The organism is Luteibacter sp. W1I16 (assembly GCF_050434905.1).
Taxonomy (GTDB): Bacteria; Pseudomonadota; Gammaproteobacteria; order Xanthomonadales; family Rhodanobacteraceae; genus Luteibacter.
Genome location: NZ_JBNDJJ010000001.1, coordinates 1,112,951 through 1,127,145, shown reverse-complemented (window position 1 = coordinate 1,127,145; position 14,195 = coordinate 1,112,951). Strand labels below are relative to the sequence as shown.

General features: G+C 64.7%; 15 protein-coding genes and 1 tRNA gene. 8 read left to right on the top strand and 8 right to left on the bottom strand.

The window, feature by feature from the left end; genetic code table 11:
• Positions 1-143: 143 nt before the first annotated feature.
• Together parC and QFZ41_RS05055 are read right to left on the bottom strand one after the other, a co-directional pair.
• Complete coding sequence (gene parC, locus QFZ41_RS05060; RefSeq protein ID WP_429197743.1) at positions 144-2,384, bottom strand: DNA topoisomerase IV subunit A; 2,241 nt, start codon at positions 2,382-2,384, stop codon at positions 144-146.
• Positions 2,385-2,481: 97 nt separating this feature from the next.
• Entirely contained in the window at positions 2,482-3,519 is a 1,038-nt protein-coding gene (locus QFZ41_RS05055; RefSeq protein WP_429197742.1) for a proline iminopeptidase-family hydrolase, read from the bottom strand.
• 165 nt (positions 3,520-3,684) lie between these two features.
• On the opposite strand from QFZ41_RS05055, the gene QFZ41_RS05050 reads away from it, so the two are divergent.
• The 4 genes from QFZ41_RS05050 (at position 3,685) to QFZ41_RS05035 (ending at position 7,116) form a co-directional block, all read left to right on the top strand.
• A complete protein-coding gene (locus QFZ41_RS05050) occupies positions 3,685-4,932 on the top strand; it encodes an acyltransferase family protein (RefSeq protein ID WP_429197741.1) in 1,248 nt (415 codons plus the stop codon).
• A 69-nt stretch (positions 4,933-5,001) separates the two neighbouring features.
• On the top strand, positions 5,002-5,493 hold the full coding sequence (locus QFZ41_RS05045; RefSeq protein ID WP_429197740.1) for a nuclear transport factor 2 family protein: 492 nt from the start codon (positions 5,002-5,004) through the stop codon (positions 5,491-5,493).
• A 130-nt stretch (positions 5,494-5,623) separates the two neighbouring features.
• The gene (locus QFZ41_RS05040; RefSeq protein WP_429197739.1) at positions 5,624-6,577 is read left to right on the top strand and encodes an RHS repeat domain-containing protein; all 954 of its coding nucleotides are present in this window, start codon (positions 5,624-5,626) and stop codon (positions 6,575-6,577) included.
• An 11-nt stretch (positions 6,578-6,588) separates the two neighbouring features.
• Entirely contained in the window at positions 6,589-7,116 is a 528-nt protein-coding gene (locus QFZ41_RS05035; protein WP_429197738.1) for a hypothetical protein, read from the top strand.
• Here the strand turns inward: QFZ41_RS05035 and QFZ41_RS05030 are convergent.
• Positions 7,113-7,988 carry an endonuclease/exonuclease/phosphatase family protein gene (locus tag QFZ41_RS05030; RefSeq protein WP_429197737.1) on the bottom strand — a complete coding sequence of 292 codons (876 nt, stop codon included), beginning with the start codon at positions 7,986-7,988 and terminating at the stop codon, positions 7,113-7,115. The two genes, QFZ41_RS05035 and QFZ41_RS05030, sit on opposite strands and share 4 nt — an antisense overlap.
• An 80-nt stretch (positions 7,989-8,068) precedes the next feature.
• On the opposite strand from QFZ41_RS05030, the gene QFZ41_RS05025 reads away from it, so the two are divergent.
• The gene (locus tag QFZ41_RS05025; RefSeq protein WP_429200300.1) at positions 8,069-8,551 is read left to right on the top strand and encodes a hypothetical protein; all 483 of its coding nucleotides are present in this window, start codon (positions 8,069-8,071) and stop codon (positions 8,549-8,551) included.
• A gap of 17 nt (positions 8,552-8,568) precedes the next feature.
• Here QFZ41_RS05025 and QFZ41_RS05020 read toward each other — a convergent pair.
• The 5 genes from QFZ41_RS05020 to ftsY form a co-directional block, all read right to left on the bottom strand.
• Positions 8,569-8,644, bottom strand: a tRNA-Phe gene (locus QFZ41_RS05020).
• Positions 8,645-8,710: 66 nt separating this feature from the next.
• Positions 8,711-8,989, bottom strand: a complete 279-nt coding sequence (locus tag QFZ41_RS05015; protein WP_429197736.1) for an oxidative damage protection protein — start codon at positions 8,987-8,989, stop codon at positions 8,711-8,713.
• Positions 8,986-10,032 carry an A/G-specific adenine glycosylase gene (mutY, locus tag QFZ41_RS05010; RefSeq protein WP_429197735.1) on the bottom strand — a complete coding sequence of 349 codons (1,047 nt, stop codon included), beginning with the start codon at positions 10,030-10,032 and terminating at the stop codon, positions 8,986-8,988. Before mutY ends, QFZ41_RS05015 begins: the two co-directional genes overlap by 4 nt.
• Entirely contained in the window at positions 10,029-11,078 is a 1,050-nt protein-coding gene (locus tag QFZ41_RS05005) for a membrane assembly protein AsmA (protein ID WP_429197734.1), read from the bottom strand. The genes mutY and QFZ41_RS05005 overlap by 4 nt, the downstream gene beginning before the upstream one ends.
• A gap of 29 nt (positions 11,079-11,107) precedes the next feature.
• A complete protein-coding gene (gene ftsY / locus QFZ41_RS05000; RefSeq protein WP_429197733.1) occupies positions 11,108-12,259 on the bottom strand; it encodes a signal recognition particle-docking protein FtsY in 1,152 nt (383 codons plus the stop codon).
• A 64-nt stretch (positions 12,260-12,323) separates the two neighbouring features.
• On the opposite strand from ftsY, the gene rsmD reads away from it, so the two are divergent.
• Genes rsmD through QFZ41_RS04985 form a run of 3 tightly spaced genes read left to right on the top strand, consistent with a single transcriptional unit; the run spans position 12,324 to position 13,945 of the window.
• Positions 12,324-12,893: a 16S rRNA (guanine(966)-N(2))-methyltransferase RsmD gene (rsmD, locus tag QFZ41_RS04995; RefSeq protein ID WP_429197732.1), complete on the top strand. Its 570-nt coding sequence runs from the start codon at positions 12,324-12,326 to the stop codon at positions 12,891-12,893.
• 27 nt (positions 12,894-12,920) lie between these two features.
• Positions 12,921-13,424 (top strand): pantetheine-phosphate adenylyltransferase, encoded by a 504-nt coding sequence (coaD, locus tag QFZ41_RS04990; protein ID WP_306851747.1) that lies wholly within the window; start codon positions 12,921-12,923, stop codon positions 13,422-13,424.
• A 17-nt stretch (positions 13,425-13,441) separates the two neighbouring features.
• On the top strand, positions 13,442-13,945 hold the full coding sequence (locus QFZ41_RS04985; RefSeq protein ID WP_429197731.1) for a hypothetical protein: 504 nt from the start codon (positions 13,442-13,444) through the stop codon (positions 13,943-13,945).
• Positions 13,946-14,195 lie beyond the last annotated feature (250 nt).

The following is a 14,195-nucleotide window of genomic DNA, read 5'->3' as shown; positions in this document are numbered from 1 at the left end:
TCGCGGGGCCCTGAATATCAGCACCCCGAGTCGCGGCACACTGAATATCAGCACCCTGGGTCGCGGCGCCTGGTGGGAAGCCGCTTCAGCGGCGATAGGCCCCGGCAGGGGCCCGTGCGAGGGCACTACCGAAGCCCAACGCCTCAGCCCGTTGTCTCGATCCGCTCCACGCGCCGCAGGCCACGCGGCAACACACCACCGCGGGTGGCGCGATTGCCGCCGTATTCGACCAGGTCGGCCCACCGCAGGGTGAGCTTGCGCTGCCCCGCGTACAAGGTGACCTCGCCCTTGCCTTCGGTGACCACGGCGACGCCGACCACGCGCTCTTCGCCCGAGGCCAGCTTGGTCTTGGGCACCTCGATGAGCTTGTTGCCCTTGCCCTTGTCCAGTTCCGGCAGTTCCGCCACCGAGAACATCAGCAGATGCCCTTCGCTGGTGACGACGACGATGCGGTCGCGCGAGGGATCGGCGGTGATCGCCGGCGCCAATACGCGCGCGCCGTCGCTAAGCGAGATGATCTGCTTGCCTGCCTTCTGGCGGCCCGTGAGCGCCTCGAAGCGGGTGACGAAGCCGTAGCCGAAATCGGTGGACAGGATGACGCGGGTATCGTTGTCCGCGGCGACCACGGCATCGAAGCGCGCGCCCGCCGGCGGACTGAACCGGCCGGTGAGCGGTTCGCCGTTGCCGCGGGCGGAAGGCAGCGTATGCGCCGGCGTGGCGTAGGCGCGGCCGGTGGAGTCGATGAAGGCCACTTGCTGCGTCGTGCGTGCACGCGCCACGCCGAGCAGGCTGTCGCCGTCGCGGTAGGAGAGCGCCTCGCCGTCGATGTCGTGGCCCTTGCCCGCGCGCACCCAGCCCTTCTGCGAGAGCACCACGGTGACCGGCTCGGACACGACCAGGGCGCTTTCGTCCAGTGCCTGGGCGGCGCTGCGCTCGATCAGCGGTGACCGGCGCTCGTCGCCGTACTTCTCGGCGTCGTTGCGCAGTTCGTCCTTGATGAGGCCCTTGAGCTTGGCCGGCGATTTCAGGAACACGTTGATGCGGGCGCGCTCTTCCTCGAGCTTGTCGCGTTCCTCGTTGATCTTGAACTCCTCGAGGCGCGCGAGCTGGCGCAGCTTCGTCTCGAGGATGTAGTCGGCCTGCTCGTCGTCCAGCTTGAAGCGCGACATCAGGATCGGTTTCGGCTCGTCCTCCGTACGGACGATGCGGATCACCTCGTCGATGTTGAGGTAGGCGATGCGCAGCGCTTCCAGCAGGTGGAGACGACGCTCCACGCGGCCGAGGCGGTGATTCAGGCGGCGGGTGACCGTGTCGGTACGGAAACGCAGCCACTCGCTGAGGATGACCTTCAGGTCCTTCACCTGCGGGCGGCCATCCAGGCCGATCATGTTCAGGTTGACGCGGAAGCTCTTCTCCAGGTCGGTCGTGGCGAAGAGGTGCTGCATCATCTCTTCCACGTCAACGCGGTTCGAGCGTGGCACGAGCACCAGGCGGATCGGGTTCTCGTGGTCGGACTCGTCGCGGAGGTCCTCGATCATCGGCAGTTTCTTCGCGCGCATCTGCGCGGCGATCTGCTCGAGGATCTTCGACGGAGAGACCTGGTGCGGCAGGGCGGTGATGACGATATTGCCGTCATCGCGCTCGTACACGGCGCGCGCGCGGATCGAGCCGGTGCCGTTCTGGTACATCGCCAGGATCTCGCGGCGTGGCGTGATGATCTCGGCCGTGGTCGGGTAATCCGGCCCGTGCACGTGTTCGCACAGGTCGGTGATCGTCGCGTCCGGGTCGTCGAGCAGGCGGATGCAGGCGCTGGCGATCTCGCGCAGGTTGTGCGGCGGGATGTCCGTGGCCATGCCCACGGCGATGCCCATGGAACCGTTCAGCAACACGTGCGGTACGCGCGCGGGCAGCCAGGATGGCTCCTCGAGCGTGCCGTCGAAGTTCGGAACCCAGTCGGTCGTGCCGTGGCCGAGCTCGGACAGGAGCACTTCGGCGATCGGCGTCAGGCGCGACTCCGTGTAGCGCATGGCCGCGAAGCTCTTCGGATCGTCCGGCGAGCCGAAGTTGCCGTGGCCATCCACCAGCGGGTAACGGTAGGAGAACGGCTGGGCCATGAGGACCATCGCCTCGTAGCATGCCGAGTCGCCATGCGGGTGGAACTTGCCGATGACGTCGCCGATGGTGCGGGCCGACTTCTTCGGCTTGGCCGTGGCGGCGAGGCTGAGTTCGCTCATCGCATAGATGATGCGGCGCTGCACCGGCTTCAGTCCGTCGCCCACGAAGGGCAGGGCGCGGTCCAGCACCACGTACATCGAATAATCGAGATAGGCCCGCTCGGCGTAGTCCTTGAGCGGGATCTGTTCGTAATTGGCTTGCAAATTCATGGGCTTGAGCATCCGGCTGGCGCGCCACGGCGCGTCGTTAACCGGACGATGGTGCCAGAAAGGCGTCTCAGGAGCGAAGACCGCGCCCGGACGCCCGTCAGTTCAACGGCTTGCCCGCATCCACGTCCTTCAGGAACTTGACCAGCCCGGCGAAATACGTCTTCTGGTCGTCGTACATCGCCATGTGCGAGCCCTGCGGGCAAAGCAGGAAGCGGGCGTCTGGCATCTTCTTCGCCATGGCCTCCATGTAGGCGGGGTCCATGGTGTCGTAGCGGGCGCCGATCACCAGGGTGGGCACCTTGATGGTCTTCAAGGCCTGGCTGCGGTCCCAGTGCAGCAGCTTGCCGCTGGCGCCGAGTTCGCTGGGGCCCTGCATGGTCACGTAGATCTGCTGGTTGAGCCGGGAGAACGCCCGCTCCACCGGGTCGGGCCACTGCGCCGCCGGCATGCGCAGGACGTGCTGCTCGTAGTGCATGGGCATGAGCAGGGCCATGTACGCCGGGTCGGCCGTCTTGTGCCCGGCTTCCAGGCGCTTCACCTCGGCGAGCTTCTTCTGGTCCATCGCGGGCATCAGCACCTTGCTGGCATAGGCGTTGTACGCCGGGATGCTGTCCATCATGTTCGAGATGACCAGGCCCTTGAGGTGCTGCGGGTACTTCAACGCGTACTCGATGGCCAGCACGCCACCCCAGGAATGACCGAGGAGATAGAAGTTGTCCTTGTCCAGGTGCAGGGCCGTGCGCACCTGCTCCACTTCGTCCACGAAACGGGGAATCTCCCAAAGCGACTCGTCCTTGGGGTTGTCGCTGAAGGCCGAGCCGAGCTGGTCGTAGTAGTAATACTCGATGCCCTCACCGGGAAAATAGCTGTCGAAAGCCTCGAAATATTCATGCGTGGCGCCCGGCCCCCCGTGCAGCAAGAGCACCTTGATACGGGGATTGTTGCCGACGCGCTTGGTCCACACGCGGAACTTGCCCTTGGGCGTGTCGATGACGATCGTCTTCACTCCACCCGAGAGGACGTCGTCGCGGCCGGTGTTGTCGAAGTAGGAGGAGGTCGTGGCGGTCGGCGCCGTGCCCGCCTGTGCGCCTAGTGCGACAAGGCAGACCATGAGGGTGACAAGTAGTCGTCGCATCGAAGTACCCCTTGAAGAGTGATGATCGTCATCGGCATATGGCGACGGCCTCCCGGGCCCTCACGCCACGCTCACTTTCCCGAAGCGTACCCGAACGAAATATCCTGCGTTCACCCGTGAGCCAAGACCGGGTTGTTCCCATGGTCGTTTTCGACGGGAAGGGCGATGGTCAAGGACATCTCGGCGGACGGCCTGCGGGGCCTCGCCGCCGCGAACGTATTGTTGTGCCACCTGTTCCTGGCCTTCCTGCCGGGTGGTTTCGCCTATATCTACCCGGATACGACGACGCCTGGGGCCATGCATGGGGTGGTCGACCATGTCATCGCCTTCCCGCCCCTGGCCGTGCTGTGGAACGGCCAGTTCGCCGTGTGCATTTTCTTCGTCCTGAGCGGCTACGTGCTCACCAAGGCGTTCCTGGAAACCGGGGACCTGTGCATCTTCCGCTTGCGTGCGTCGCGTCGTTACCTGCGCCTCGGCGTGCCTATCTTTGGCTCCGTCATGTTCGCCTGGTTCGTCATGCGCATGGGCTGGAGCCATGCCGCGGAGGCGGGCCGGCTGTCCGGTTCCACCTGGATCGCCGACTTCTGGAAGGAGCCGCACGATCTCGCCGAGGCGCTGCGGGACGGCACATACCGGACCATCCTGGGCGGCTGGTCGCATTTTAATCCCACGCTGTGGACGATGAAGATCGAGCTGCTGGGCTCGATGTTCGTCTTCGCCTACCGTTCGCTGAACCTGTCCGGGCGCCGCGGGGTGCTCGGTTTCTTGCTTGCCGTTGCTGGACTCGCCTGGTTCTTCCCGCACGACTGGCCGTACTACGTCGCGTTCCTGGCGGGAAGCCATGTCGGCGAGGCGCGCCTGACGACCTCGAGGCCGCTGATCGCGTCGGCTTTAGTGGTGGCGGTCGTTTGTGGCGGATTCGATGTCTCGTCCTGGTACGACTGGACACGCGTCCTGCCGCTGGCCGACAACGAGCGAAAAGCCTTCTTCAACGTGCTCGGGGGCGTGCTCCTGCTCTACGTGGTGAGGTGCGGCGTGTTCGACCGGATACTGCAAAGCCGCCCGGCGCAGTTCATGGGGCGCATTTCCTATGCGTTCTATCTCGTGCACCTGCCGATCCTGCTCAGCGTCTCGGCGTGGTTCTTCGTGACCATGAGCGAGCGACTTGCGCTCGATCCTGTCGCCGCCGCGATGCTCACCGTGCCGGCGACCTTCGCGATGGTGATCGCCGCGGCGGTGGTGTTCGACCGCAGCTTCGACCGCTGGGGCATCCTTCTGGCCCAGCGGGTCTTCCCGACGCCGCATACGCGCACGAAAACCGTCGCGGTGCTCGGGTCCGCCGGGGTGCGCAGGCGCGTGCGCTACCTGCGCCGCCGCCCGGCCGAGCGGCAGGCACGCCGAAGCGGAGGGTGACGAACGGGCCATGCGTGGGGATCGGCGCCGCCGGATGATCCGGCGACATCCCTGTGACGAGAGACGCTCATGTCGCTTTACAGAACGGCCCTGCTGTCCCTCGCATTCCTTCCCCTGGCCGGAACGGCCGCCGCCGCCGAGGTGACGCCGGAGGCGGCGGTTGCCCGCTACGTGAAGGCGGAACACGATTTCGACCTTCCCGCGCTGCGCGCGATCCTGCTGCCCGATTTCGTCGAGGTGTCGCCGCGCGGGGAAGTGGACGAGCACGATGCCGTGCTCGGTTTCTATGCTCCGGAAAAGAAGGGCGAGATGCCACCGACGTCGCTCGACGACGTGAAGGCGCGCGTCCACGGCAATAGCGCCTTCGTCACCGGCACCGTGGTCTTCACGGTGAAGGGCATGCAGCGGCGCCTGTCCCTCGGCGCGAGCGTCGTCAAGGGCGCCGACGGTTGGCGCATGGCATCGGCGCAGTACACGCCCGTGCCGCCGAAGACGCCGCCGTTGCCTCCCGTGGCGCCGCAACCGCCGGCGGCACCGCAGGCGCCGGTTCCTGGTGGGTGAGCCTAGTTATGTCCTTTCCAGGCCTGAAAGGTGTCCGAATAGCAATCTGCTATAGAAAAGGTTGATTGGGCGCAGCGGCACGGACAACAAATTTTATGTAACGATACCCAGACAAGGAACAGGGGGAGATATGGGTATCTCAAGGTCAAATTATTCAAGCGCATGTTGTTTGATTGTTGCACTGACGGTCGCGACGCCCGCATGGAGCGGAAAATCAGTTTCGTACTATTACTCCGATCCACAAGGAACCGTTCTGGCGGTCACCGATTCGAACGGCAACATAGTCTCTACTACGGACTATGCGCCCTATGGCGCTTCCGTGATGGGTTCAGTGTCAGATGGCCCAGGTTACACAGGGCATGTTGCCGATACTGATAGCGGCCTAATTTATGCGCAAGCTCGTTATTACGATCCCATCGTCGGTCGATTTATCAGTGTTGATCCAAGTCAGCCTACTCCGGGCGATGCTTTCTTGTTCAATCGCTTCAACTATGCGAACAACAGTCCGCTGGTGCATATTGATCCTGATGGCCGAACTGCGATCATTACATATAAGCAGGATGGGAGTATTTCCATCGCAGTCCCCGTCCAATTTTCCGGTCCGGCTTCAGCGAACTCGCAAGTAGTTTCAAATATAAAATCAAGCGTCGCCGCAAAATGGTCAGGCCTCTATAATGTCGCCGGCGCGATTACTTTGGTAAAAGTCGCCATAGTCGACGTTGACGCTACTACGCCCAAGAAGGCAATAAACAACATTACGCTAGTAAATGGTCCAACATCAGATTTGAATAGTTCGGGCGCTTCTTTTGTAAGTCAAGGTAATAAGGGTGAATGGAATGTCACATCCTCGGGTTGGTCCCAAGGGGAGGCAGAGCATGAGACGGGACACCTTATGATGGAGAGCGATCATTACTCCGAGACAAAGGATGCAAGTGGAAACCGTATGACGGTGGCAGACCCGGGGTATAAATCCAACTTGATGGGTGCACTCGGTAATAACGTGATTACGGGAAGTCAGAATATGGATGCAATCCTTAAAAGTAGGCAAAACATCACCATTAAAGAACCCCCTGCGAACCCATAGGAGGTATGCGCATGTTCAACTTCTCGAGCTCTTTGAAAATCTATTTAGGGTTCTTGCTTTTTATGGTATGCGGAATTGTTGTGGCGGCAAGTAATCAGGAGCAATCAGCCCAGGTAAAAGCGTCACGTTATATATATTGCAACGTGTACGCAGGCACGGTCTGCTTCGGCATCAGCGGAGGTGATGAACTGACGATGTCGTTGCCTATCGACTTTACGATATATGACCTGACTCTCCCGCATTCCGTGAAGGTTCGCGTTTATCTCGGCTACAACCCCAAAATGGACATCTTTGAATCAGCTAAGCCCTGCGGTTCCGAGGTAGAGGCGACTCAGTGTCGCTATGTGACTTCGACCTCTAAGTGGGACATCCTATATGCAGGGAAGGGTACTCAGCCTTTCGTTCATATTCATATCGAGGGGGAAGGTAACGACGCCAGGCAAGTCGTCCATGACTTCCTGGGCAACTTCCGCCCGTGTAGCCGCGAAGGCGCGAGTATTAAATGCACCGATAAGCGTATCTTCGCTGCGATCGATTAGAAGTTGAAATCAGCCTGCACCGGGAAATGATCCGAGGGATAGCGCCCATCCTTCGATGAGGTGACGGTCTTGACCGACGTCGCCTCGACACCGCGATAGAGAATCCAGTCGATCCGCTTGGTCGCCTTGCCGGTGAAATCGTGGAACGTCTCCGCGGGGCCTTCCTGCTTCGGCGCGGTGTTCCATGCATCCTTCAGCGACGCGGTGAGTGACTTGTGCGTTTCGCTCTCCGGGCCGGTGTTGAAGTCGCCGGTGAGGATCACCGGCACGTTGGCCGGCAGCTTCGCGATCCACGCGGCGATCTCGCGCGCGCTGCGCGAACGGGCGTCTTCGTCCTGGTCGCGATAGGGGAAATGCGTGTCCAGCAGGTAGAAGCGCTTATGGTCGCTGGTACGTTCGAACAGCGCCCAGTTCACCATGCGCGGGAAGACGTTGCCCCAGGTGATGCTTGCGACCTTGTCCGGTGTGTCCGAGAGCCAGAAGTCGCCGGACTCGACCACCTTCAGGCTGTCCTTCCGGTAGAAGAGGCCCATGTGCTCGTCGCCGTGCGCGCCGAAGCGGTCGCGACCGAACCATGCGTATTCCGGCAGGCGCTCGACGGTGTCGTCGCCTTGCTGCTTGTATAGCTCCTGCGTGCCGATGATGTCGGGATGCAATTGGCGGATGGTGTCGGCGAACAGGTCGCGACGCTTGTCCCAACCATTGGGGCCATCCTTGCCAGTCATCGTGCGGACGTTGAACGTCATCACTTTCAGGTCGGCCGCCGCGGCGGGGAAGACGGCCGCAGCGATGGAAAGGGCGAGGGCGATGCGGGGGAGAAGGGTCATGGCTACCTGCTTCTGCGGGACGATCGCCCGACTATAACGGGGCATCCGCGTCGGTGTCGTGACCTGTGTCGATAACGGGCGGGTGAGGCACAATGAGCGGCACCAGACGATTGGCAGAGACGCGCATGACCACGCAAGGCGACAACGCATCCGAAGGCGGACGCAATGGCCGCATGATCGCATTGATCGTGATCGCCGTGGCATTCATCGCCTCGGCGACGACCGCGATGCTCGCATTCACGGCGTCGCACCGTGCGCGCGAGGCCGATGCCAGGGCGTTGGAGGCCGACGGCAGCGACCTGCGTGAGATGGTTACCGATTGGCGATCGCTCCGGATCGACGCGGAGAAGGCGGCCCCCGAGGATCGCCAGCCGCGTGTCGATCGCCTGGTCATTCGCATCAACGCACTGTCCGATTGGAAACCGCGCACTCCCTGCGGACAGGAAACGCGCGATCGCTTGCGCGGTGTCATGGAAGATCGTGCGCGGCGATTGATGCGCGACGAGAGCGGGCAGGATGCAGGCACGCTACCCGTCGATGAAACGGACATATTGGCGTCGGCATGGCGACAATGCGCGGTCGAGCCGGGCAAGGACGTGAAGATCTGATGGGATAGAAAACGAGATGGTGGCCGAGGACGGAATCGAACCGCCGACACGGGGATTTTCAATCCCCTGCTCTACCAACTGAGCTACTCGGCCACGAGTGCCTGCAACGAGCGTTGCGGCGAGTGGAGCCGCGTATTAAATCCGCTGGGAGCGTCTGCGTCAAGCGTCCCGTTCGGGCGGAACATAGCCGGCCGGCTGGACCACGTCGCCGCCGAAGAAGTATTTCTCCATCTCGCCGCTGAGGAAGCTGCGCGTCTTCGGATCGAGCGGGGAGAGACGCATCTCGTTGATCAGCATGGTCTGGTGGGCGAGCCACTGGGCCCACGCTTCCTTCGAGACGTTCTCGTAGATGCGTTTGCCGAGATCGCCGGGCCAGGGGGCGAAATCGAGGCCTTCGGCGTCGCGGCCGAGTTTCACGCAGTGGACCGTGCGCGTCATGGGGATATCTCCGGAAGGTTGTCGAGCAGCGTGCGCACCGGGGCCGGCAGGCCGAGCGCCGCGATCTCGTCGCGGCCGCACCAGCGGCGGTCGGCCCGGTCCGCCACGGCGGCGAGTGGGGCCGCATGGTCGAACAGGATGGGCGAGACGTCCAGCTTGTAGTGGCTGAACACGTGGGTGAAGGCCGGCAACGGGTCCGCATTGCCGACGCGGGCGAAGGCGGCCGCCACACTCCCTGCCGCGTCGGAGTCCGTTGCCTCGGGAAGGCTCCAGAGGCCGGACCAGACGCCTTGCGAGCCGCGTTTCTCCAGCAGGATGCGTCCGTTCGCGTCGCGTAACAGCAGCATGGCGAGCGAGCGCGTCGGCACCTTCTTTCCAGGCTTGGCGGTGGGCAACACGGCGGTGAGGCCATCACGATGGGCGACGCACGAGGCGGCGTGCGGGCATAGCAGGCACAGTGGCTTGCTGCGCACGCAGACCGTGGCGCCGAGATCCATGATGGCCTGCGTGTAGTCGGCCGTCCGTTCCTCCGGCGTGTGGGTGTCGGCATGCCGCCAGAGTTGTTTCTCGACGGCGCTTTCGCCGGGGAAGCCGGCGACGCCGTGGTAGCGCGAGAGCACGCGCTTCACGTTGCCGTCGAGGATGGGAAACCGCAGGCCATGCGCCTGGGCGAGGATCGCGCCCGCCGTGGAGCGGCCGATGCCGGGCAGGGCCACCAAGGCGTCGAGGTCGCGTGGCAGTTCGCCGCCATGCCTTTCCACGCACAGCTGCGCCGCTCGATGCAGGAACCGTGCACGACGGTAGTAACCAAGGCCGGACCACAGGGCGAGCACCGTGTCTTCGTCGGCTTCGGCCAGGTCCAGGAGGGTCGGCAGGCGATCCACGAAACGCTGGAAATAACCGATGACGGTGACCACCTGGGTCTGCTGCAACATGATCTCGGAAAGCCACACGCGATACGCCTCGCGCGGATGTTGCCAAGGCAGGTCTTTGCGCCCGTGGTGGTCGTACCAACGGAGCAGTTCGCGGGCGAACGTGTTCATGGCGTCACGCCGGGCCTGGTCGCGCTGGACGACGCGGCGGCGGGCACGCCCGGCGTCGCCCGGATGCGCAGGCCTTTCACGTGCACCGGGCCGGCATCGACGGCTTTCGCCTCGACGGTTCCGAGCAACGGGGGCAGCGCCGGTGATCCCCCCGCGCTTATGCCGCCCCACCATTCGGCGAAGGCGATGGGCGGAATGCGCAGGTCGGTGTGGTCGTTGTCGCCGTCGAGCTTGAGTGCGATATACAGCGGATCCCGCTGGTTGGCGGGCGTGACATTGAGTACGACCTCGTAAGGCCGGCCCGATGCGCGTGTCATGCGGCCTGCCAGCGAAGCGCCGACGTCCGCGCCGCCACGCCAGGTGGCATCGCCACGCAGCGTGGTGGAGAAGGCGGGTTTTCCGGACACTTCGAGCGCGAGCTCGCCGAGCGTGAGCACGCCATGAGCCAGGGTCGGCGTCGTTTCCAGGTCGAGTGTGTATGCCGAATCGCCCGCCGTGCTGGCCGCGAGCGAAAGATGGAATGGACGTCCATTGGCCAGGCGGCCCGCGTCGATATCCACGTTCGATAGGAACAGTTCATTGCCGCGGGTCAGCGTGCCGCGCGTGACGCGAAATCCGGCGTCGATCGTCGGCAGGATCGCCCCGGCGGTGGATGGACGCGAGGGGAGGCTGTCGAGGTAGGCGGATACCGCGTCGAGGTCGATACGCGCGCCTTCGACCTCGAGCCGGGAGATCCGCGTGCCGCCGCCCGTCAAGGTGCGCCACGGCAGCACGAGCTTTCCGCGCGAAGCGACGATCATCGGCGTGCCTGCGCCGTGGGCTCGCAGCGTGAGCCCTTCCAGTTCCAGGGCGGGCTTCGGCCAGAGGGTGGGGCTGGCGGGACTGGACAAGGTCAGGTCGAGGCCGGCGGCCCGCGCGCGGGATTGCAACAGGGCGGTGAAGCGCTCGGGCTGGAGCACCACGTAGGTGGCGATAAACGCAGCGAGCACGAGCACCACGACCGTTCCGCCAGCCGCGTAGAGCCCTATCCGCAGCCGACGGTTCATCGCCGCGTGCCCTGCGCCATCGACGTCACTCAGCCGCCGAGGCTCGCCGGGAGCAAGCCGTCCACGAAGGCCTCCGCGTCGAACACGCGCAGGTCGGTGGCCGTTTCGCCCAGGCCGACGTAACGGATCGGCAGCCCGAATTCGCGGGCGAGCGCGAACATCACCCCGCCCTTGGCGGTGCCGTCGAGCTTGGTCACGACAAGGCCGGTGACACCCGCGGTGTCGCGGAACTGGCGCAACTGGCTGATCGCGTTCTGCCCGGTGGTGCCGTCGATCACCATCAGCACTTCGTGTGGCGCCGCGGCGTCGAGCTTCTTCATGACGCGGGCGATCTTGCCCAGTTCGTCCATGAGGCCGCCCTGCGTATGCAGGCGTCCCGCGGTGTCCGCGATCAACACCTGTGTGCCCCGTGAACGGGCGGCCTGCAAGGCGTCGAAAATCACGCTGGCCGAATCGGCGTCCTGGCCTTGCGAGACCACGGGCACCTTGTTGCGCTCGCCCCACGTCTTCAGTTGCTCGACGGCGGCCGCACGGAAGGTATCGCCGGCCGCGAGCATCACGCTGCGGCCCTCGTCGGTGTAGCGCCGCGCCAGCTTGCCGATCGTCGTGGTCTTGCCGACGCCATTGATGCCGACGGTGAGGATCACGAACGGCGCGGCCGTGGATACGTCGAGCGGTTTTTCGACGGGCTTCAGCAGGGAGACCAGTTCGTCGCGCAGCGCCTTGAGCAGTTCGCCGGAATCGGCGAATTCGCGCTTGTGCATGCGCTTGCGCAGGTCTTCCACCAGGTTCGTGCTGGCCTCGACGCCCACGTCCGCCGTGATCAACGAGGTTTCCAGTTCATCGAGCAGGTCGTCGTCGAGCTTGGGGTGGCGCACGAACAGCGACGTGAGGCTCTTGGCGAAACCGCTGCCCGAGAGGCGCTCGCGCCAGCTGCGCCGGGACGGCGACGACTCGGGCTGGGCGGCTTCGCGTGCGGCCTCGACGACGGCGGTTTCTTCCGCCTCGGGTTCGATCTCGGGAGCCTGGGGTTCCGGCGCGGCCGTCTCGGCGAGGGTCTCGGCGATGGCGGAGCCGACCTCGGCCGACGCGGGGTCGGCGGTCCGGTCGACGTGCTCTTCCGGAGCCGGAGACTCGGCGGTCGCGGGTTCGGCGGGCTTCTTCTTCCAGAACTTGAGCATTGCGCGAGGGATTCAAAGACAATAGGCGAATGCTATCACCCCCGCCCTCACTGGCCGCTGAGCGATGAGCACTCCCGGCCGCATCCGCGTCATCGGCGGAACCCTGCGCAATTCGCGGATCGAAGTGCCCGACCTGCCGGGCCTGAGGCCCACGTCGGAGCGCGTCCGCGAGACCCTGTTCAACTGGCTCCAGCCCGTGGTGGGCGGGGCACGCTGCCTCGACCTGTTCGCCGGTACCGGCGCTCTGGGCATCGAAGCGCTCTCGCGCGGTGCCGCGACGGTCACGTTCGTCGAGCGCGAACCTCGCCTGGCGACAGCCTTGAAGGCGAACCTGGCGCGTTTCAAGGTATCCGGGGAGGTCGTGGGCGACGATGCCGACCGCTGGCTGCGCGGGCCCGCGCAGCCGTTCGACCTCGTCCTGCTCGATCCGCCGTTCGCCCTCGACGCGTGGACGGATACGGCGCGGGCGCTGGAAAGCGGAGGCTGGCTCACGGCCCACGCGTGGATCTACGTGGAGTCTCCGCGCGGGGTCGCCTTCGCCTTGCCTGACAACTGGCTGCCGCACCGCCAGGGGCAGGCCGGGGAGGTGGCCTACGCCCTCTATCGCCGCACACCTGCCGATCCGTTAAGCTAGCCCGCGTTTTCTCTCGACCCGCCATTCATGACCCCTCTGCCGGCCAATCCGCGTCTCGCCGTTTATCCCGGCACGTTCGATCCCATCACGAACGGCCATGCCGACCTCGTGTCGCGGGCCGCACCGCTGTTCGACCGCATCGTGGTCGCCGTCGCGGAAAGCCGGAACAAGGGCCCGGGTTTCAGCCTGGGCGAGCGCATCGCGCTGGCCCGCCTGGCCCTCGCCGACCTGCCGAACGTGGAGGTGCGCGGTTTCGACTGCCTGCTCGCCCACTTCGTCACGGAGATCGGCGCGGGCGTGATCCTCCGCGGCCTTCGCGCCGTGTCGGACTTCGAATACGAATTCCAGCTCGCCAGCATGAACCGTCACCTGATTCCCCAGGCCGAGACGCTGTTCCTGACACCGGCCGAGCAATACAGCTTTATCTCCTCCTCGCTCGTGCGTGAAATCGGTCGCCTGGGTGGCGATATTTCCGGCTTCGTGCATCCGGCGGTGCAGCAGGCCATGCGCCAGCGCTGGCGCAACTCTTGAAACCAAAGGTGATCATCATGCGTAAGTTCGTCCTCGCCGCGTCCGTGGCCCTGACCGCCGCCCTGGCCCTCTCGGCCTGCAACAAGTCCGAAGATACCGACCAGGCTGCCACGCAGCAGGAAGCCGCCGTCGCCAAGCCGACCAATCCGACCGATACCAAGGCGTGGAGCCAGTACTTCGGCCAGATCGTCCGGAAGAACATGCAGGGCATGACGGCCGACCGTCCGTTCCCGTACTTCGTGCCGGCCGGCGACGACCAGGCAGGGCAGGACGGCCGTGCCCGTCAGCTCGAGAACGTGCAGGGCACCGTCGCCCGTGGCGTCACCCCGGGCAACATGCTCGTTTTCGGTGGCCCCGAGTCGGCCAAGACCGCCGACCTGATGGTCGAGGCCTTCAAGGGTGCGAACCCGGGCTCGTTCAAGAACGTGATCGTGCTGTTCATCGGCGATCAGGCCGACCAGCAGCGCGTCGCGGACGCCGTGGGCCCGAGCGGCGCGACGTTCCGCTTCGTCGCGATGTAATCGAGCCGGGTAACCGGCCCGAACGAAGGGCGCCGCTTGCGGCGCCCTTTTTTTTCTGCGCCCCGTGGCAGCCGCGCCCTGATGGGAGCCACATCCTGGTGGGAGCCGACCCTGTCGGCGATCCCGCGGCAGCGGGCCAGTTCGAGGCATGCACCATCGCCGACAAGGTCGGCTCCACAAAGGGCTTGGGCAAGCACCCATCGCCGACAAGGTCGGCTCCCACCAAGCACGGCTTCCGCCGGCGGCCGGC